This window comes from Nonomuraea sp. NPDC049152 (assembly GCF_040648355.1).
In the GTDB taxonomy this organism is placed as follows: Bacteria; Actinomycetota; Actinomycetes; order Streptosporangiales; family Streptosporangiaceae; genus Nonomuraea.
Window position 1 is genome coordinate 90603 of record NZ_JBEZDO010000022.1, and the last position, 16766, is coordinate 107368.

Below are 16766 nucleotides of genomic sequence, written 5' to 3' on the forward strand. Positions count from 1 at the left end.
GGCTACCTGCCGATGCGCTTGGAGATCGGTTCCCAGACCGCATCGAGCGCGGGCGTGAGAATGAGCGCGACCAGCGTGTTGCTCAGCAGCAGCGGGCCGAAGGCGACGCCCGCCCAGGTCGCGAAGTTCATCCCCTGCAGCCACATGTCGGTGAAGGTGGTGGCGAAGGCGATGAGCATGGCGATCCAGGTGATCACGCCGACGGCGACCAGACGGACGGCCTCCTTCTGCAGGCGGGAGGCGACGAGGGCGAACAGGATCCCGGCCAGCAGACCTGTCAGGGCGTTGGCGAGGCTCCAGTTCCAGTAGGTGAGCGCGCCGTAGCCCTTGATCTGGTCGATGACCATGTTGCCGACCAGGCCGACGAAGAACCCGGCGATCGGGCCGAACCGCATGCCGAAGAATGGCACGAGCGCGAAGGCGGGCCTGATGTCGATGTTCTGGGTGCCGGGGATGGTGAAGCTGATCAGGCCGAGGACCGCGTACAGCGCGGCCCCGACCGCGGCGAACACGACGACCCTGGAGTTGATCTCCCACATGGGAGCCCGTGGTGAAACTGCCTCAGTACTCATGGGGGGGTGAGTCCTTCCTCACTGGGGGGTTAGGCGCGCTAATTGGAAGGGGTGCGGGATGGTTCCCGTTCCTGGGAGGCGGTCGCGGACGGCTCGGACCAGGCTGGTGGCTCGCAGGCCCGATTCGGCCCACAGCTCCTCGCGATGGGCCAGCTCGGCGGGGGACGCGTCCGCGACGATCCGCCCCCCGTCGACGATCACGATCCGGTCGGCCGAGGTGATCGCCAGATCGACGTCGTGGGTGATGAAGTAGACGCTGCGCAGGCCGCCGAGGACGCGTTCCATGAACGTCGTGGTGGTGTGCAGGTCCTGGCCTGCGGTCGGCTCGTCCAGGATGAGCGTCTCGGGGCGCATGGCCAGGGCGAGCGCGACGGTGAGGCGGCGCTGCTGGCCGTACGAGAGGGTGTGCGGTGAGCGCTTCATGATGTCGGGCTCGTGGTGCAGGAGCATGGTGGCCAGGGCCTCTTCGGAGACCTCGGCGATCCGGTCGGCCGTCCATCCCAGGTTGCGGGGGCCGAAGGCGAGCTCCTCGCCGACGGTCGCGGAGAACAGCGCCTGGCTGGGGTTCTGGAACACGTAGCCGAAAGTGGTGGCCAGGCTCAGCGTCGAACGCTCGTCGATGGGCTCGCCGTCGACGCGCACCTCGCCGGCCGAGGGCTCGATCAGCCGTACGGCGGCGCGCAGCAGCGTGGACTTGCCCGCGCCGTTGCGGCCGAGCACCGCGACCCTCTCGGTCGCGCCGAGCGCCAGGTCGACCTCGCGCAGGACGGGGCGCTCGCCGTACCCGAGCGCGACCCGCTGGTAGTGCAGCCTGGCCGGGTCGAGGGAAACCCCTGAACCCTCTGCCCGCGGTACGGCGGGCACCTCGGGCAGCTCGTCCGCCCTGGCCACCAGCGCCTCGAAGGGGAGCTTGACGTGCGCGACGGGGGCCGCGCGCAGGAAGCCGGGCACGTCGCCGGTGTAGCGGGGCCGGCCGTCCTCCAGGTAGAGCACCTGGGTGGGGCCGAACTCCAGCAGTTCCTCCACCCTGTGCTCGACCACCACGGCCGCGCCGCCGCCGTGGACGAAGCCGCGCAGCTCCGTCAGCAGGCGGCGGCTGGCGGCGGGGTCGAGGTTGGCCAGCGGCTCGTCGACCACGACCACCCGCGGCCGCATGACCAGCACGCCCGCGAAGGCGACCATCTGCAGCTCGCCGCCGCTCAGTTCGTGGGTGGAGCGCCTGAGCAGGTGGGTGATGCCGACCCTGGCGGCGACCTCCTCGATGCGGGCCAGGATGTCGGCCCTGGGCAGCCCGAGGTTCTCCGGGCCGAAGGCGAGTTCGGAGAAGACGGTCGCGCCGACGATCTGCTTGTGCGGGTCCTGCAGCAGGGTGCCGACGACCGTGGACAGCTGCCTGATCGTCTGGTCGGCGACGGGTTCGCCGCCGACGTTCACCTGGCCGGTGACCTCGGCCCTGTAGGAGTGCGGGACCAGGCCGTTGACCATGCGGAGCAGCGTGCTCTTGCCGCACCCCGAGGGGCCGCTGACCAGGGCGAAGTCGCCCGCGCCCACCTGGAGGGAGACGTCGCTGAGCACCTGCAGGCCCGTGGTGCGGTAGCGGACGGAGGCGTCGCGGATGTCGATGATCACTGGTCGAGCTCCAGTCCGAGCGCGTCGAGCCTCAACCTGGCCACCCGCTCGTCGAGCTGGTCGGGCAGGGGGTGCAGTCCTGGCGGCAGGTCGTGGCTGAGCAGGTGTCCGACCGCGAGGGCCTGCAGCGACAGGGACAGGTCCATGATCTCGATCGGGTTCCCCTCGGCCGCGGCGCAGTTGACGCACTCGCCGTCGGCGAGCAACCGGTACTCTCCCACGACTCCCTGCTCGACCTCGTCCTGGACGCCGCCGGCGACGGCCACGACGGCGCCCTTCTTCAGTGCTTCCAGGTGCGGCCGTCTGATGGTGGACGGCTCGCCGGTCGCGGAGAACACCAGGTCGGCCTCCGGGCACGCGTCGACGAGCTTGCGTACCTCGTAGCCGTCGTGGAAGGCGCGCAGCGCGGCGAGCGCGTCCACCTCGCTCACGATCACCCGGGCGCCCAGCGCGGCCGCGTAGCGGGCGACACCCTGGCCGACGTGGCCGTAGCCGGCGACCGCGACCGTCGCGCCGTCGAGGTCGAGCCCGGTGAGGTCCAGCGCGGCCATCACGCACGACTGTCCCGTGCCGTGGACGTTGTCGAAGAGGTACTTGGAGCGGGCGTCGTTGACGGCGATGACGGGGATGCGCAGCGCCGTCCGCCGCAGGGCGCGCAGGCCGCTCGTGGTCTCCTCGGCCGCGCCTTTCAGCGAGCCGAGCCTGTCTTCGGCGTGGGCCAGCCTGATGACCCGCGAGCCGTCGTCCACCAGCACGTCGAGCCGCTGGTCGAGCATGCGCCGCGCCAGGTCGTCGTCCTGGGCGCGGTCGGCGTCGGAGCGTGCCAGGACCGAGACGCCCTCGTGGACGAGCGCGGCGGCCACGTCGTCCATGGTCTCCCTGCCGGGGCAGGTGACGATCACCTCTGCCCCCGCGTCCCTGAGCGTCAGGGCCAGGTTGGCCGTCTTGGGCTCCAGGACCAGCACCAGGCCGACCCTTACCCCGTCGAGGGACAGCCCGGAGCGCAGGGCCGCCATGACCGGCATGAACCGGCGCGCCCACGCTATCTTCTCCAACCCCTCGGGCCAGCGCTCAGGATGTCGGATGTCGGTCAACACGTCAGATCCACCACGAACAGGCGCCCCTGCGCCGTGACGCCTTCGCGCAGGTGCTCGCCATGACCGGGCCGCGTGGTCGCCAGGATCGCGCCAGGCCGCAGCGCCTCACGGTCGACGTCGTCGCCGATCACGAGGTCGGCCTCGGCGAGCGCGGCGCCCGGGTGGGCGCCCATGGCACGCAGGCGGGAGGCCAGTCCTGGCACGTCCCCCACGATCGATACGCGCTTGCCCGCCATGAGGAGGTTCGTACGCCGCAGGATGGTCTGAATGACGACCTGGGCGCCAGGTAGCGGGGTCAATGGTCTCCGTCCAACATCGCAGGATCCGATTAAAAAGGAGATCAGGGGCTGACGGCAAGGAAGAGGAAAGCCCCGAAAAGCACGAGATGGACGGTTCCCTGCATGAGTGTCGCTCTTCCCGGAGCGACGGTCAGAGTTGTTATCACCACGGTCAGTGCCAGCAGCACCATCTGGAGCGGTCCAAGGCCGAGCGCGAGGCTGCTGCCGCTCAGCAGCGAGACGACCGCGATCGAGGGAATGGTCAGGCCGATGCTGGCCAGCGCGGAGCCGAGCGCGAGATTGAAGCTGTTCTGCACCCTGTTGCGGGCCGCGGCGCGCACCGCGGCCGCCGTCTCGGGCAACAGCACGAGCAGCGCGATCGCCACACCGACGGTGGTGCGCGGCGCACCGACGGCCGCGATGCTCGCCTCGATGGCGGGCGAGGCGGTCTTGGCCAGGCCCACGACGCTGACCAGGCAGAGCACCAGCAGGCCGAGGCTGGCCATGGCGGTCCGCGGGGTCGGGGGGTCGGCGTGCTCCTCGGAAGGGTCTCCCTCGCCGTCGGCCGTGACGGGCAGGAAGTAGTCGCGGTGGCGCACGGTCTGCATGAAGACGAAGACGCCGTAGAGGATCAGCGACGCGATTCCGGCGAAGGCGAGCTGCGCGGTCGAGTACGTCGGGCCAGGCGTGGCCACCGTGAAGTTGGGGAGCACCAGCGCGAGCGTGGCCACCGCGCTCAGCGTCGCGAGCGCGGCGGTGACGCCGTCCACCCTGAACTCCAGCACGCGGTGCTTGAGCGCGCCGACCAGCAGGCACAGGCCCATCACCCCGTTGCAGACGATCATGAAGGCGGAGAAGACCGTGTCGCGTGCCAGGGACTCCGAGCCCTCGCCGCCCGCGCTCATCAGCATGACGATCAGGCCGACCTCGATGACGGTGACGGCGACGGCCAGGATCAGCGTCCCGAACGGCTCCCCCACCCGGTGGGCGACGATCTCCGCGTGATGCACGGCGGCTATCACGGCGGCGACCAGGGCCGCCGCGACGACCGCCACGAGTAGACCGCCGGCGGCGCGACCCCAGGTGAGAGCGAGCACGAGAATGGCGACGATGGGCACGATAACGGTCCAACGCATCTTCATATGGATCACACTATCGGGAATCTTGACGGAGTGAGTACTCACTCCTTAGTGTGATCCGCATGACGACAGAACAACCCAGACGCCGCGCGCCCGGCATGAGCCCCGACCAGCGCCGCGCGATGATCATCGCGGCCGCGCTCCCCCTCGTCTCCGAGTACGGCACCGCCGTGACCACCAGCCAGGTCGCCCGCGCGGCCGGCATCGGCGAGGCGACCATCTTCCGCGTGTTCTCCGACAAGGAGGAACTGCTCGACGCCTGCATGGCCGAGGCGCTGCGCCCCGACCACGCGGTCGAGCAGATCGCCTCCATTCCGATGGACCAGCCGCTCGCCGACCGCCTGGCCGAGGCGGCCGAGGCGCTCAGCGCGCACCTCGAGCGCATCGGCGCCGTCGCGGGCGCGCTGATGGCGTCCGGCCATCGCCGCCGCGGATCCTCCACCGGTCCCGCCGGCAGGCGCGGGGCGTCCACGGACCTCGTCAAAGCGACCGCCGACCTGTTCGAGCCGGAGGCCGCATCGCTGCGGGCGCCCGCCGAGCAGGTCGCTCTCGTCTTCCTCGACCTGCAGTTCAGCAAGGCGCGGCCGGGCGAAGGCCTGTCCACCTCCGACCTCGTCCAGATCTTCCTCCACGGCGCGCTGCGAGGAGAGCCCTCGTGACCCGCCGCCACGCGGTCATCCCACCTCGCTGACCACGCCCGAGCCCGAGACGGCGATCGCGGCCTGCGGGCCACCCTCGCCGCAGTTCGGGCCGTTGGGGAAGCTGCCCACGGGCGTGACGGTCAGCTCCCGCTCCACGACTGCCTCGCCTCCCTGCCCCTTCAGCCGCAGTGCCACCCGCACCGGCGCCTTGGGCAGTCCCGCCACGTCCCCGAACCCCTGCTTGCCGCCCGTCGGCTCGATCTCCGCCGTGCAGGCCTCGCCCTCGCAGGTCTGCCGCGCGACGCCGCCGGCCGGGTGAAGCTCCACCTCCGCCGTACGGCAGGAGCCGTTCCAGCACGCCGTCAGCTCGGCCGCCGAGACCCTGTCCGCGAGCGGCGCGTCGACGCGCACCGAGATCCCGACAGGAGTGCCGATCAGCGTGCACGCCTGCTCGGCGGCGCAGCCCGACAGCGCGAACAGGACGCCCGTCGCCGCGACAAGTTTCCTCATGCCCCTGCAAACGTGCGCCGCACGGCCCGGGTTCACCCCGGACTCACCACCCCGTTCCCACCCGATACGGTCTGGGTCGTGACATTCGTGACGGTCCCGCCCGCCAAGGTGCGGTGCGCGGGATGAGAGGGTCGACCGCCCTCGAACGGTTCCGGAGCCCGACGCAGGTGATCGCGACCGCGTTCGGGCTCGCCGTACTGGCGGGGACGCTGTTACTCATGCTGCCCGCGGCCACGACCACGGGCGAGTCGGCCGGCTGGGTCGTCGCGGTGTTCACCGCCACCTCGGCGGTGACCGTGACCGGCATGGCGACGGTCGACACCGACGGTCACTGGTCGGTGCTGGGCGAGATCGTGATCGCCGGCCTGATCCAGATCGGCGGGCTCGGCATCATGACGCTCGCCACCATGTTCACCGTCCTGGTGTCGGGACGCCTGGGCCTGCGCGCCCGCATGCTGGCCCAGGCGGAGTCCAAGGCGCTCGGCACCGCCGACATGCGCAGGGTCGCGCGCAAGGTGCTGTTCTTCAGCCTCGGCTGTGAGGCGGTCATCGCCGTCATCCTCACCCTGCGCTTCCTCCTCGGGTACGGCGAGCCGCCGGGCAAGGCGATCTATCTGGGCGTCTTCCACGCCATCTCCTCCTTCAACGACGCCGGGTTCGCCCTGTGGAGCGACAGCCTGGTGCGCTTCGTCGGCGACCCGTGGATCTGCCTGACGATCGCCATCGCGGTGATCGTCGGCGGGCTCGGCTACCCGGTCGTGTTCGAGCTGTTCCGCGCCTGGCGGCACCCGGGCAAGTGGACCGTCCTCACCAAGATCACGGTCTGGATGACGATCATCCTGCTGACCGTGGGCACGCTGGCCTTCCTGGTGGCCGAGTGGGCCAACCCGCGCACGCTCGGCGCGCTCGACGACCCTGGCAAGTTGCTGGCCGCCTTCTTCGCCGGCGTCATGCCGCGCTCGGCGGGCTTCAACACCCTGGACATCTCCCAGATGCACCCGTCGAGCTGGCTGGTCACCGACGTGCTGATGTTCATCGGCGGCGGCAGCGCGGGCACGGCGGGCGGGATCAAGGTGACCACGTTCGGGCTGCTGGCCTTCGTCATCTGGGCCGAGCTGCGCGGCGAGCCCAGGGTCAACATCGGCCACCGCCGCCTGCCCGAGTCCGCGCAGCGGCAGGCCATCGCGATCAGCCTGATGGCGATGGCGTTCGTGGCCGTCTCCACCTACATCCTGCTGGTGATCACGCCGCACAGCCTCGACAGGGTGCTGTTCGAGGTGATCGCCGCCTTCGGCACGGCAGGCCTGTCCACCGGCATCACCGCCGACCTGCCGCCCGCCGGGCATCTGCTGCTCGTGCTGCTGATGTTCGTGGGCCGGATCGGGCCGCTCACGCTCGGCTCAGCGCTCGCGCTGAAAGAACGCTCCACCCGCTACGAACTACCTGAGGAACGGGTCATCGTTGGTTGAGATGAGAAACGACCCCGTGGTCGTGATCGGACTGGGCAGGTTCGGGACCGCGCTCGCGCTGGAGCTGACCAGGCGCGGCACCGAGGTGCTGGCCATCGACAGCCGCCCCAAGGTGGTGCAGGCGCTGTCGGGGCAGATCACCCAGATCGCCATCGCCGACTCCACCGACTCCGAGGCGCTCACCCAGCTCGGCGTGCCCGACTTCTACCGCGCGGTCGTGGCGATCGGCAACGACCTCGAGGCCAGCATCCTGACCACGTCCCTCCTGGTCGACATGGAGATCGAGGACATCTGGGCCAAGGCGGTGAGCAGGCAGCACGGCCAGATCCTCAGCAGGATCGGCGCCCACCATGTGGTGCTGCCCGAGCACGACATGGGCGAGCGGGTAGCGCACCTGGTCGGCGGGCGGATGCTCGACTACATGCAGGTGGACGCGGGTTTCGCGCTGGCCAAGACGCGGCCGCCGAAGGAGTACGTGGGGGTGCGGCTCGGCTCGTCTGGGCTGCGCAAGAAGTTCGGGGTGACGGTGGTGGCGGTCAAGAGCCCCGGCGAGGAGTTCACCTACGCGACGGCCGAGACCGAGCTCGCCTACGGGGACGTCATCCTGGTCTCCGGCAGGACCGAGAACGTGGAACGCTTCGCGGAGTTCCCCTAGCGGCACGGCCCGCCGTACCGGACGGTGAGCCTGTGGTGGCGGGACCGGATCAAGGTCAGGAAACTCATGATCATTCAAGTCATGATCTGCTAGCTTGCTCGCATGCGGGGCCTGACAAAGCTGGGCAAAATATGGCGATTAGGGGCGGCGGGGGCCGTGATCGCCGCGCTGGGGTACGGCACGGTGCTGGGCGACGACGACCTGTTCCCGTTCGGGCCGATGGTGCAGTACGCCTTCAGCATTCCGCCGGACGGTGAGATCAAGTCGCTCCACCTGAAGGCCGAGACCGTCACAGGCGCCAGGGTCGAGATCCCGATCGAGCCCTACTACGTCGGCATCCGCCGCGCCGAGCTGGAGGGCCAGCTCAGCCGCTATCTCGCCAAGCCCGAGCTGTTACAGAGCCTGGCGGACGCCCACGAGCGGATCCGCCCCGCCGATCCCCGGCTCACCAAGCTCATCGTGGTCACCAGGGTGATCACACTCAGGGACCGCCGTCCCGCGTGGACCAAGGACGTGGAGAGGGTGTCATGGGTGGTGCGTTAGAGCGATGGTGGTTCGCGCCCGTCCCCGCGCGGCGTGTGCGGATCCTGTCGGTGATCGTCTACCTGTTCCTCCCGCTGGACATGATGCTGTTCACCGGCAGCGTGTGGGGCCACGCCGAGAACCCGTCGGGATACCGGCCCGTGCTGGTGGCCCGCCTGCTGCACCTGCCGGGCGCGAGCCCCGTGCTGGTCTACGCGCTGTTCGCGGTGGTGATCGGGGCGGCCCTGGTGGCGGCATGGGGCAGGCTGCCTCGTGCGGCTGGGTACGTCGTCGCGACCGGCTACCTGTACTGGGCGCTGCTGGCGATGTCGTACGGCAAGGTCGACCACGACCACCTCGCGCTGGTCGTCGCCCTGTTCGTGCTGCCGACCGCCGCCCGCGCGGGCGAGGAGGCGGCCGGGTGGGCGATGCGGTGCGTCCAGATCGCCGTCGTCGCCGCCTACTTCCTCTCGGCGTACGCCAAGATCAGGCATGGCGGCTGGGAGTGGCCGAACGGCGCCACCTTCCAGTGGGCGGTCTCCAGGCGCGGCACGTTCTTCGGCGAGTTCGTCGCGTCCATTCCCGGCGCGCTGCTGATCGGGCAGTGGACCGTGCTGCTGGCCGAGACGGCCTCGCCCGTGCTGCTGTTCCTGCGCGGCAGGGCGCTCTACGCCGCGCTCGCCTTCTGGGGGCTGTTCCACCTGCTGACCTGGGCGGCGATCACGATCCACTTCCTGCCGCACGTCATCTGCCTGGCGGCCTTCCTACCGCTGGAGCGGGCGGCGATCGGCTGGAAGCGCGCACGCGGGGGTGCCGCCGGGAAGCCTGCCTCGGTTGTCGGCGACGACGCGGTAGAACCCGTGCACTAGCCAGCGCACGGGCGGCACCCGCAGCAGCAGGCCGAGCGCGCTCCACGGCAGGCCCGCGTCGATGAGCAAACGGGCCACGGCCTGGGCGCCGCCGAAGACGCCGCGCTCCTCCACCCACAGCAGCTCGTACTCGGCCCGCGCCTGCGTCACACCCAGCTCGTCCAGGTCGGCGAACTGCCAGGCGATGATCTTCGCCTTGGTGCGCAGGCGCCGCTCGACGAAGCGAACGCAGGTCGTGCAGAAGCCGCAGTCGCCGTCGAAGACGAGCACAGGTCTCATGATCCCGACTCTACGCCCCCAGCAGCTTGCGAACGCGGTCGGCCCCGACGGCCAGCAGCAGCGTGGGCAGGCGCGGCCCGGTGTCACGGCCGACGAGCAAGGTGTAGATCAGGACGAAGAACTCCCGCTGCGCGGTCTTCAGCTCGGGCGTCGCCTGGGCGTCGGCGGCAAGGCCCGCCTGCCGCTTCGGCACGCCGTACACCAGGTTCGTCAGCCCGTCGAGCGACCAGTGCTCCTCCAGCCCTTCGAGCAGCAGCCGCAGCGACTCCCGCTGCGGCTCGCCGAGCGCTGACAGCAGCTCCTCGTCGGGTTCCGACCTGACGGCGGTGCGCTGCTCGGCCGGCACCTGCGTGCTGACCCACCGCTGCGCCCTGTCGAGGCGCGGCCGCACCAGCGCGAGATCCGTGATCGGCTCGGCGGGGTCGAGCTCGCGCAGGATCCGCAGCGTCTGCTCCTCGTCGCCGGTGGTCACATCCGCGATCGAGGCCAGCATCCGGTACGGCACGCGCCGCTCGGTCGCCTCCAGCGGCTGCTCTGCCGTCCGCACCGCCCTGGCGTGGGCGAGCTGGTCGGCGGGCAGCGCCTGCCCGTCGGCCACCTTGCGCTCCAGGGCGTCCCACTCGTCGTAGAGGCGCTGGATCTCCTGGTCGAAGGCGACCTTGAAGGACTGGGCGGGCTTGCGGCGCGCGTACATCCAGCGCAGCAGCGGCGCCTCCATGATCTCCAGGGCGTCGGCCGCTGTCGGCACGCCGCCCTTGGAGCTGCTCATCTTCGCCATGCCGCTGATGCCGACGAAGGCGTAGCGCGGGCCGATCGGCTGCGCGCCGCCGAAGATCTCGCCGACCAGCTGCCCGCCGACCTCGAAGGAGGAGCCGGGCGAGGTGTGGTCGACGCCCGAGGGCTCGAAGACGACGCCCTCGTAGGCCCAGCGCATCGGCCAGTCGACCTTCCACACCAGCTTGCCGCGGTCGTGGGTGGCCAGCCGTACGGTCTCGCCGTAGCCGCACTCGCAGGTGTAGGCCAGCTCGGTCGTCTCATCGTCGTAGCCGGTGACGGTGGTCAGGTCGCGCCCGCACAGCGCGCAGTAGGGCTTGTACGGGTAGTAGCCCGCCTCCTCCTCCGCCGCGCCTGAGCCTTCGAGCGCGGCGGCCTCGTCGGCGTCCTTGGCCTTGGGCTTGGCCTTGGTGCGGTAGCGCGACAGGACGGCGTCGATGCGGTCGCGCTCGCGCATGGCGTGGAGGATCTGCTCGCGGTAGACGCCCGAGGTGTACTGCTTGGTCTGGCTGATGCCGCGATAGGTGACGCCCAGCCTGGCCAGCGCGGAGATCATCGGGGTCTTGAAGTGCTCGGCCCAGTTGGGGTAGGCGCTGCCAGGAGGGGCCGGGACGGAGGTGAGCGGCTTGCCGATGTGCTCGGCCCACGACGGGTCGATGCCCGAGGGGACCTTCCTGAAGCGGTCGTAGTCGTCCCACGACAGGAGGTGGACGCAGTCGAGGCCGCGCCGCCTGATCTCGTCGGCCACCAGGTGCGGGGTCATGACCTCGCGTAGATTGCCCAGGTGGATCGGTCCAGAAGGGCTGAGACCCGAGGCGCAGACGATCGTTTTGCCGGGCGCGCGACGCTCCGACTCGGCGATGACGTCGTCCGCGAGTTGGGAGACCCAGTCGGTCATGGAATAGCCCTTCATCGAGGTGTGGCGACCCATTCTTCCGGAAGAATTGGGGGTTATGGACTGGACCCCGTTACGTCGTCGTTTTCGCGAGGCTCCGCTGCGTCCTCCGCCCGCCCCCTGGCGCCCGCTGCCCCCGATCAAAATGGGCGGCCTGACCGACGTCGGCTTCGGGTCCGCCGGCCGTGACCTGCTGCTCGTCTCCTCCAGCACGGGCCTGGGCGTCTTCGACTGCGTGAACGGCGAGCGGGTGGCACGCGACTACGAGGAGATCCACCCCGACGACCCACTGGTCCGCGAGGGCATCGGCCCGCTGGCGGGCGTGGCGGTCACGATGGCGGGCCTGTGGGGCGGCGGCCTGCTCACCACGACCGGCGACGGATGGGCGGTCCACCTCGTCGCGCCGGACTGGCCGGTCGAGAGCGTCCTGCTGTCGAAGGACGACGAGCCGTACCGGGGTGAGAGGTGGTGGCACATCCATCGGGAGGAGGGCTGCGAGCTGCGGGCCTTCGGTTTCTCCCCCACCGGCACGACGCTGGCGATCGCGTCCAGCTGCGATCTGCGGCTCTTCACCAGGGACGGGTAGAAAGGTGTCCATGACCGAGCTCGAGAGCTGGATGGACGCCTACATCCGGGCGTGGACCACCAACCGCCCCGCCGACGTCGGCGCGCTGTTCGCCGAGGACGCCGCCTACTACACCGAACCGCACGCGGAGCCTTGGCGCGGCAGGGACACGATCGTCAAGGAGTGGCTGGCGCGCAAGGACGAGAACGGCCCGTCCGCCTTCGAGTACGAGCCCGTCGCCGTCACCCCCGAGGTGGCCGTCGTCAAGGGCGTCACGACCTACCCGCACACCGTCTTCAGCAACCTCTGGCTGATCAGGCCGGATGCCGAGGGCCGCTGCACGGAGTTCGTCGAGTACTGGATGGAGCACCGCGCATGAGGCCTGTCATCTTCGACCTGGACGGCGTGCTCGTCGACTCCGAGCCGGTGTGGGAGGAGGTCCGCAGGGCGTTCGTCGCCGACCACGGTGGCACGTGGCTGCCCGAGACGCAGTCGAGGCTCATGGGCATGAGCACCGGCGAGTGGGCCGCCTACCTGGCCGAGCTGGGGGTACGGCTGCCGCCCGACGAGATCGCCGCGGGCGTCGTCGCGCAGATGGCCGAGCGGTACCGCCACGGCGTCCCGCTCATGCCGGGCGCCAAGGAGGCGGTGGCGCGCCTGGCCGAGCACCGGCCGCTGGGGCTGGCCAGCTCGTCACCGCGCGCGCTGATCGACGTGGTGCTGGACGCCACGGGCCTGGGCGCGTTCTTCACCGCGACGGTCTCCACCGAGGAGGTGGCGCACGGCAAGCCGGCACCCGACGGCTATCTGGAGGCGGCGCGGCGGATGGGCGTCGAGCCCGGCGACTGCGTGGCCGTCGAGGACTCCAGCAACGGGCTGCGGTCGGCGGCCGCGGCGGGGATGCGGGTGATCGCCGTCCCCCATCCGAGGTATCCGCCCGCTCCCGACGCCCTCGCCCTGGCGACGGCGGTCGCGCGCACCCTCGACGACCTCACCCCCGACCTGGTCGACCACGCGGCCTGACCTCGGGGAGGAGCGAAGGAGCGGGACCCCGCACAGTCCCGCTCCTCGCGCCGCTCTACGAGCGTTCGTCGGGCCCGCGCTGGCCGTCGTAGCCGAGCAGGCGCATCGCCGTCTCCGGGTCCATCGCCGCGGCCAGGAGCTGGGCGCGGGCATTGGCCCTGTCGCGTTCCTGTTCAGCCCGTTTCTGCGAGGTGCGCACCGCCTTCACCGCGATGGCCGCCACGCCGATGCCGACCACCACCGCCACCACGATGATGAACAGCACGAGCAGCACGCCGGGCGACATCGCGCCGACCGCGCTGCCGGTCACGCCCGTGGCGGCCAGCGCGCCGAACAGCGCCAGTCCCGCGAGCGTGATGAGGCTGCCGACGACCACCCACACGGTCGCGGAAGACCTGCGTGCGGGCGACGGCTCCGCCGTACCGAAGGAAGCGGGCCCGAACGACGCCGCACCGAATGAGCCCTGGCCGAAGGGGCCATGGGGCTGGGCGTGGGACTGGGCCTGGGACGGCCCCGCGGTGGTGGAGCCCTGCGACTGGGGCGCCCACGGGACGAACTCGGGGCGCCGGTCGTCAGACACCAGCGCGGCCCCATGGGTCTCGGCGCCGTTGGGAGCGTCGGGCGAGCCCAGCACCTGCACGTCGTAGGACGGCTCGACGAGCTCCGCCTCGACGGTCAAGGGCCCCGGCAGGTTGCGCTCGACCCTGCTGTGCTCGCGGTGCGCCCTGGCGGCGTCGAGGTGGTACTCCTCGATCTCCTCGACGAGCGCGTCCGACCGGTAGATCGAGCCGTCGACCAGCGGCCCCTGCGTGCCTTCGAGCACCGCGACGACGTCCTCGCCGTTGAGCGTCTTGTGCGTCTCCAGCGCGTGGGCCAGGCACAGCACCTCGCGCCGGTGCTCGCGCAGCAGCTCCTCGGTCTGCTCCAGCAGCCTGACGAGGTTGAACTCGACCCGCTCGCTGAGATGCTCGGGGATGACGCCCTCGCGCGGCGCCGGGCTCTGCTCCTGCGCGCCCGGCTGGCCGCGCATCGCCTTGCCCGCGTGGATGCCGAGCTCCTGCAGCGCGGGCAGGGAGGCGATGCCGGTGCCCATGCCCCAGTGCGACTCCATGAGGCCGACGAGGTAGGTCGCCGACATCAGGTCTCCCGAGACGCCCGAGGAGTTGTCGTCGCCGAAGAACATCCGCTCACCGGCCAGTGAGGCGAGCGAGACCATGATGTCCGCCTCGTGCTCGGACTTCCACCGGGTGAACTGGTCCTCGGGCTTGATCGAGGCGACCATGCCCAGGTAGTCGGCACCCTTCTCGATGGTGGCGATGTCGATCTCGAGGTGGTAGCGGGTGCGGTAGGCGACGACCGCGTGGCACGCCTCGTGGACGGCCACCGCGTGCCGTTCACGCTCGATGTACTCCACGTCCTCGGGCGGTCCGAGCTGCTTGAGCCGCTTGGCGCGCAGCACGTCCGACCAGGTGATGACCTCGCGGCCGTCACGGATGGTGGTGATGAGCGCCTCGTTGACCAGGTCCTTGATCGTGGCGCCCGTGGCGTACGGGGTGATGGTGGCCAGCTTGTCGATCTGCTCGTCGGTCAGCTCGTGCTGGACTTTGGCGAAGTAGCCCTGGTAGGTGCGGACCCTTCCCGCCTTGGACGGGTAGCCGACCTTGTAGATGCGGTCGATACGGCCCGGCCGCAGCAGGGCGTCGTCGAGCGCGTCCGGCATGTTGGTCGCCATCATGACCAGGATGCGGTACTTCGGCGGTGGCTTGGGCCGCATGCCGAGCGCGCGCCGGACGAGCCGGTTGAACAGGCCGCGCGGCTTCTTCAGACCCGACAGCTCGGTGAGCAGCGCCTGCAGCGTGCCCATGTCGCCGCCGCCGCCGTTCATGCCGCCGCCCATGAAGAACCTGCTGCTCTCCGTGTCCGGCTGCTTGACCCTGGTGGAGAGGACGGACCTGGACGACTCCGACAGGTAGCCGAAGCCGTGGCAGCCGTCGCCGCTGAAGCCCTGCCCGGGCGGGGTCTGCCCCGCGAGGCGGCCGCGGCGGCCGAGCGAGTCGGCCTCGTCGAAGAAGACGATCACGCCGCCGTAGCGGAGCGCGAGCTTGCGCAGCTTCCTGAACAGCGACTTGACCTTGAGCACGCCGATGCCCATGAACATGTTGATGAACGCGCCAGGGTCGACGAAGACGTACGGCTTGCCCGTCTCGCCCGCCACGGCCTCGGCCATCAGCGTCTTACCGGTTCCCGGCGGCCCCCACAGCAGCAGACCGCTGGGCACGTAGCCGCCGCGCGCCTCGATGGCGTCGGGCTGCTCAAGGAAGACGATGTTCTCCTTGACGCGCTCGACCACGTGGTCCTGGCCCCACACGTCCCTGAACCTGGTCTTGATGTCGTCGGGGTAGTAGGTCTCGATGCCGCCCCTGGACAGGAACCAGAACAGTCCGACGAACTGGAAGATGACGAAGAAGAACGCGAAGGCCAGCTGGGCGACGTACGGCAGCGCCTGGAAGGCCAGCGCGGGGGCCTGGAAGAGGGCCAGGAAGGGGTTGCGGTCGAGGACCGCGCCCAGCACGAGCGCCAGCAGGGTGATCCAGAACACGATCTTGATCACTCTGGCGAGCCTGAACCTCGTCCAGTCGCTGAACTTGCGGTGGGTCCACCGTTCGAAGCCGCCGAAGACGCCCTTGCTCCAGAAGCGGTGGTATCCGGCCGAGCGCTCGCTGACGAAGAAGTGCAGCTGTCTGACGAGTTCGGCGGCCAGCAGGTAGAAGATCCACGGGTGGTTCTCACCGATACGCCGTAATGCGTCGGCGAAGGGCATGATGCCCTCGTAGTCGGCCATCTCCTTCCACGCGAGCACGAGGAAGGCCAGCCCCAGGCCGATCAGGAACTTGCTGCGATCCCAGAAGGCCATCTTCTTGCGGGTCAGGGAGTCGGGATCGTTGGGGCCGCTGCCGGGAGCGCGCAGGCCCTCGTGGTGGGTCGTGGTCACGTTGGCTCCCTCAGCCTGGCATCTTGAGCAGCTTGAAGGACTCGGCGATGCCGTCGAACTCGGCGGCCCTCCTGCTGAAGCAGTCGGCGGTGCAGCGGATCAGCAGCACCGACACGGTCCCGCCGGTCTTGTCGAGGTAGGCCGTCTGGTCGAAGGTCTGGATGGTGTCGCCGATCAGGTAGTTGAAGCGCACGCGCACGCCTCGCGCGCCGTCGTCGAGCGCGATCGGCTGGTCGTTGAGCAGCTCGAACTGGGAGAGCGTGGGCTGCACGCCCGCCTCGGTCAGGCGCTGGGTGTAGGCCTGACGCATCTCCTCGGTCACGGGCAGGATGAAGTCGCGCATCGTGTTGAGCGAGATCATGTTCTTCTGCGGCTCGGTCAACAGGTGAACGGTCGAGTAGACGAACGGATCCTGGGAACCCAGCAGGTGGTCCGCGCCCGGTTCGGCGGCCTGGTCGAAGGCGGTCGACCAGACGAGCTGCTTGCGCAGCTTGGCCGTCTCGGAGCTGGGATGGTCACCGCTGAGCAGGAGATCGATCTTCGTGGAATCGATCTTCGAGAAGGAGGAGGGCACCTTGAAATAGGTGGTCCCTTCCCTGTCGCGCACGTAGGTGTATTCCGCCTGACCGCAGGCGGCGATTCCGGCCATCAGGAAGGCCGCGACCGTGGTCGCGGCCATTTTCGTCCAAGCCCGTGCCTCTTTCACCAGGGCTTACCTCCGCGTTACCCGCCAACGCATTGGTTGTGCCCGTTTTTGGCGGCTAATCTCCTCTTGGGAGCCCAGAAGTCTTGACCAAATTGCGGCCGTCTATCGGCTTCGTTTGTTACAGATCACGAAGCGGGCGGGGAAAGTCCGA

Annotated in this window: 18 protein-coding genes; 8 read left to right on the forward strand and 10 right to left on the reverse strand. The window is 69.9% G+C overall.

Features of this window, described 5'->3' with window-relative positions; translation table 11 throughout:
* Positions 1-2 precede the first annotated feature (2 nt).
* Genes AB0B45_RS33525 through AB0B45_RS33545 form a run of 5 tightly spaced genes read right to left on the reverse strand, consistent with a single transcriptional unit; the run spans position 3 to position 4712 of the window.
* A complete protein-coding gene (locus tag AB0B45_RS33525) occupies positions 3-572 on the reverse strand; it encodes an ECF transporter S component (RefSeq protein ID WP_358138754.1) in 570 nt (189 codons plus the stop codon).
* Positions 573-590: 18 nt separating this feature from the next.
* Positions 591-2201 carry an ABC transporter ATP-binding protein gene (locus AB0B45_RS33530; RefSeq protein WP_358138756.1) on the reverse strand — a complete coding sequence of 537 codons (1611 nt, stop codon included), beginning with the start codon at positions 2199-2201 and terminating at the stop codon, positions 591-593.
* A complete protein-coding gene (locus AB0B45_RS33535; protein WP_358138758.1) occupies positions 2198-3298 on the reverse strand; it encodes an adenosylhomocysteinase in 1101 nt (366 codons plus the stop codon). Before AB0B45_RS33535 ends, AB0B45_RS33530 begins: the two co-directional genes overlap by 4 nt.
* Entirely contained in the window at positions 3292-3597 is a 306-nt protein-coding gene (locus tag AB0B45_RS33540; RefSeq protein WP_358138760.1) for a hypothetical protein, read from the reverse strand. Before AB0B45_RS33540 ends, AB0B45_RS33535 begins: the two co-directional genes overlap by 7 nt.
* Positions 3598-3638: 41 nt before the next feature.
* Positions 3639-4712 (reverse strand): hypothetical protein, encoded by a 1074-nt coding sequence (locus tag AB0B45_RS33545; RefSeq protein ID WP_358138762.1) that lies wholly within the window; start codon positions 4710-4712, stop codon positions 3639-3641.
* A 65-nt stretch (positions 4713-4777) separates the two neighbouring features.
* Between AB0B45_RS33545 and AB0B45_RS33550 the strand changes: the two genes are divergently transcribed.
* Complete coding sequence (locus tag AB0B45_RS33550; protein WP_358138764.1) at positions 4778-5374, forward strand: helix-turn-helix domain-containing protein; 597 nt, start codon at positions 4778-4780, stop codon at positions 5372-5374.
* A 15-nt stretch (positions 5375-5389) separates the two neighbouring features.
* Here the strand turns inward: AB0B45_RS33550 and AB0B45_RS33555 are convergent, their stop codons facing one another.
* The gene (locus AB0B45_RS33555) at positions 5390-5866 is read right to left on the reverse strand and encodes a hypothetical protein (RefSeq protein ID WP_358138766.1); all 477 of its coding nucleotides are present in this window, start codon (positions 5864-5866) and stop codon (positions 5390-5392) included.
* 122 nt (positions 5867-5988) lie between these two features.
* Between AB0B45_RS33555 and AB0B45_RS33560 the strand changes: the two genes are divergently transcribed.
* The 4 genes from AB0B45_RS33560 (at position 5989) to AB0B45_RS33575 (ending at position 9381) form a co-directional block, all read left to right on the forward strand.
* Positions 5989-7335 carry a potassium transporter TrkG gene (locus AB0B45_RS33560; RefSeq protein ID WP_358138768.1) on the forward strand — a complete coding sequence of 449 codons (1347 nt, stop codon included), beginning with the start codon at positions 5989-5991 and terminating at the stop codon, positions 7333-7335.
* A 1-nt stretch (position 7336) separates the two neighbouring features.
* Entirely contained in the window at positions 7337-7990 is a 654-nt protein-coding gene (locus AB0B45_RS33565; protein ID WP_358138769.1) for a TrkA family potassium uptake protein, read from the forward strand.
* Positions 7991-8092: 102 nt separating this feature from the next.
* A complete protein-coding gene (locus AB0B45_RS33570; RefSeq protein WP_358138771.1) occupies positions 8093-8533 on the forward strand; it encodes a hypothetical protein in 441 nt (146 codons plus the stop codon).
* Positions 8518-9381: a hypothetical protein gene (locus AB0B45_RS33575; protein ID WP_358138773.1), complete on the forward strand. Its 864-nt coding sequence runs from the start codon at positions 8518-8520 to the stop codon at positions 9379-9381. Before AB0B45_RS33570 ends, AB0B45_RS33575 begins: the two co-directional genes overlap by 16 nt.
* On the opposite strand, the gene AB0B45_RS33580 is transcribed toward AB0B45_RS33575, so the two are convergent.
* Both AB0B45_RS33580 and lysS read right to left on the reverse strand, forming a co-directional pair.
* Positions 9277-9660 (reverse strand): DUF393 domain-containing protein, encoded by a 384-nt coding sequence (locus AB0B45_RS33580; RefSeq protein ID WP_358138774.1) that lies wholly within the window; start codon positions 9658-9660, stop codon positions 9277-9279. The genes AB0B45_RS33575 and AB0B45_RS33580 overlap by 105 nt on opposite strands.
* Before the next feature lie 10 nt (positions 9661-9670).
* A complete protein-coding gene (gene lysS, locus AB0B45_RS33585; protein WP_358138776.1) occupies positions 9671-11332 on the reverse strand; it encodes a lysine--tRNA ligase in 1662 nt (553 codons plus the stop codon).
* Positions 11333-11387: 55 nt separating this feature from the next.
* Between lysS and AB0B45_RS33590 the strand changes: the two genes are divergently transcribed.
* From AB0B45_RS33590 to AB0B45_RS33600, 3 genes are read left to right on the forward strand one after another with little or no spacing between them, the layout of a single operon-like run.
* A complete protein-coding gene (locus tag AB0B45_RS33590; protein ID WP_358138778.1) occupies positions 11388-11915 on the forward strand; it encodes a hypothetical protein in 528 nt (175 codons plus the stop codon).
* A 10-nt stretch (positions 11916-11925) separates the two neighbouring features.
* A complete protein-coding gene (locus AB0B45_RS33595; protein WP_358138780.1) occupies positions 11926-12273 on the forward strand; it encodes a nuclear transport factor 2 family protein in 348 nt (115 codons plus the stop codon).
* Entirely contained in the window at positions 12270-12917 is a 648-nt protein-coding gene (locus tag AB0B45_RS33600) for an HAD family phosphatase (RefSeq protein WP_358138782.1), read from the forward strand. The genes AB0B45_RS33595 and AB0B45_RS33600 overlap by 4 nt, the downstream gene beginning before the upstream one ends.
* Positions 12918-12972: 55 nt before the next feature.
* On the opposite strand, the gene AB0B45_RS33605 is transcribed toward AB0B45_RS33600, so the two are convergent.
* On the reverse strand, positions 12973-15909 hold the full coding sequence (locus tag AB0B45_RS33605) for an AAA family ATPase (RefSeq protein ID WP_358138784.1): 2937 nt from the start codon (positions 15907-15909) through the stop codon (positions 12973-12975).
* Positions 15910-15919: 10 nt separating this feature from the next.
* Entirely contained in the window at positions 15920-16588 is a 669-nt protein-coding gene (locus tag AB0B45_RS33610; RefSeq protein WP_358138786.1) for a hypothetical protein, read from the reverse strand.
* Positions 16589-16766: the final 178 nt, after the last annotated feature.

Coding starts and splice junctions, on each gene's coding strand:
- AB0B45_RS33525 (WP_358138754.1), bottom strand. CDS start 572: ATGAGTACTGAGGCAGTTTCACCACGGGCTCCCATGTGGGAGATCAAC.
- AB0B45_RS33545 (WP_358138762.1), bottom strand. CDS start 4,712: ATGCGTTGGACCGTTATCGTGCCCATCGTCGCCATTCTCGTGCTCGCT.
- AB0B45_RS33550 (WP_358138764.1), top strand. CDS start 4,778: ATGACGACAGAACAACCCAGACGCCGCGCGCCCGGCATGAGCCCCGAC.
- AB0B45_RS33555 (WP_358138766.1), bottom strand. CDS start 5,866: ATGAGGAAACTTGTCGCGGCGACGGGCGTCCTGTTCGCGCTGTCGGGC.
- AB0B45_RS33560 (WP_358138768.1), top strand. CDS start 5,989: ATGAGAGGGTCGACCGCCCTCGAACGGTTCCGGAGCCCGACGCAGGTG.
- AB0B45_RS33565 (WP_358138769.1), top strand. CDS start 7,337: ATGAGAAACGACCCCGTGGTCGTGATCGGACTGGGCAGGTTCGGGACC.
- AB0B45_RS33570 (WP_358138771.1), top strand. CDS start 8,093: ATGCGGGGCCTGACAAAGCTGGGCAAAATATGGCGATTAGGGGCGGCG.
- AB0B45_RS33575 (WP_358138773.1), top strand. CDS start 8,518: ATGGGTGGTGCGTTAGAGCGATGGTGGTTCGCGCCCGTCCCCGCGCGG.
- AB0B45_RS33580 (WP_358138774.1), bottom strand. CDS start 9,660: ATGAGACCTGTGCTCGTCTTCGACGGCGACTGCGGCTTCTGCACGACC.
- lysS (WP_358138776.1), bottom strand. CDS start 11,332: ATGACCGACTGGGTCTCCCAACTCGCGGACGACGTCATCGCCGAGTCG.
- AB0B45_RS33590 (WP_358138778.1), top strand. CDS start 11,388: ATGGACTGGACCCCGTTACGTCGTCGTTTTCGCGAGGCTCCGCTGCGT.
- AB0B45_RS33595 (WP_358138780.1), top strand. CDS start 11,926: ATGACCGAGCTCGAGAGCTGGATGGACGCCTACATCCGGGCGTGGACC.
- AB0B45_RS33600 (WP_358138782.1), top strand. CDS start 12,270: ATGAGGCCTGTCATCTTCGACCTGGACGGCGTGCTCGTCGACTCCGAG.
- AB0B45_RS33610 (WP_358138786.1), bottom strand. CDS start 16,588: ATGGCCGCGACCACGGTCGCGGCCTTCCTGATGGCCGGAATCGCCGCC.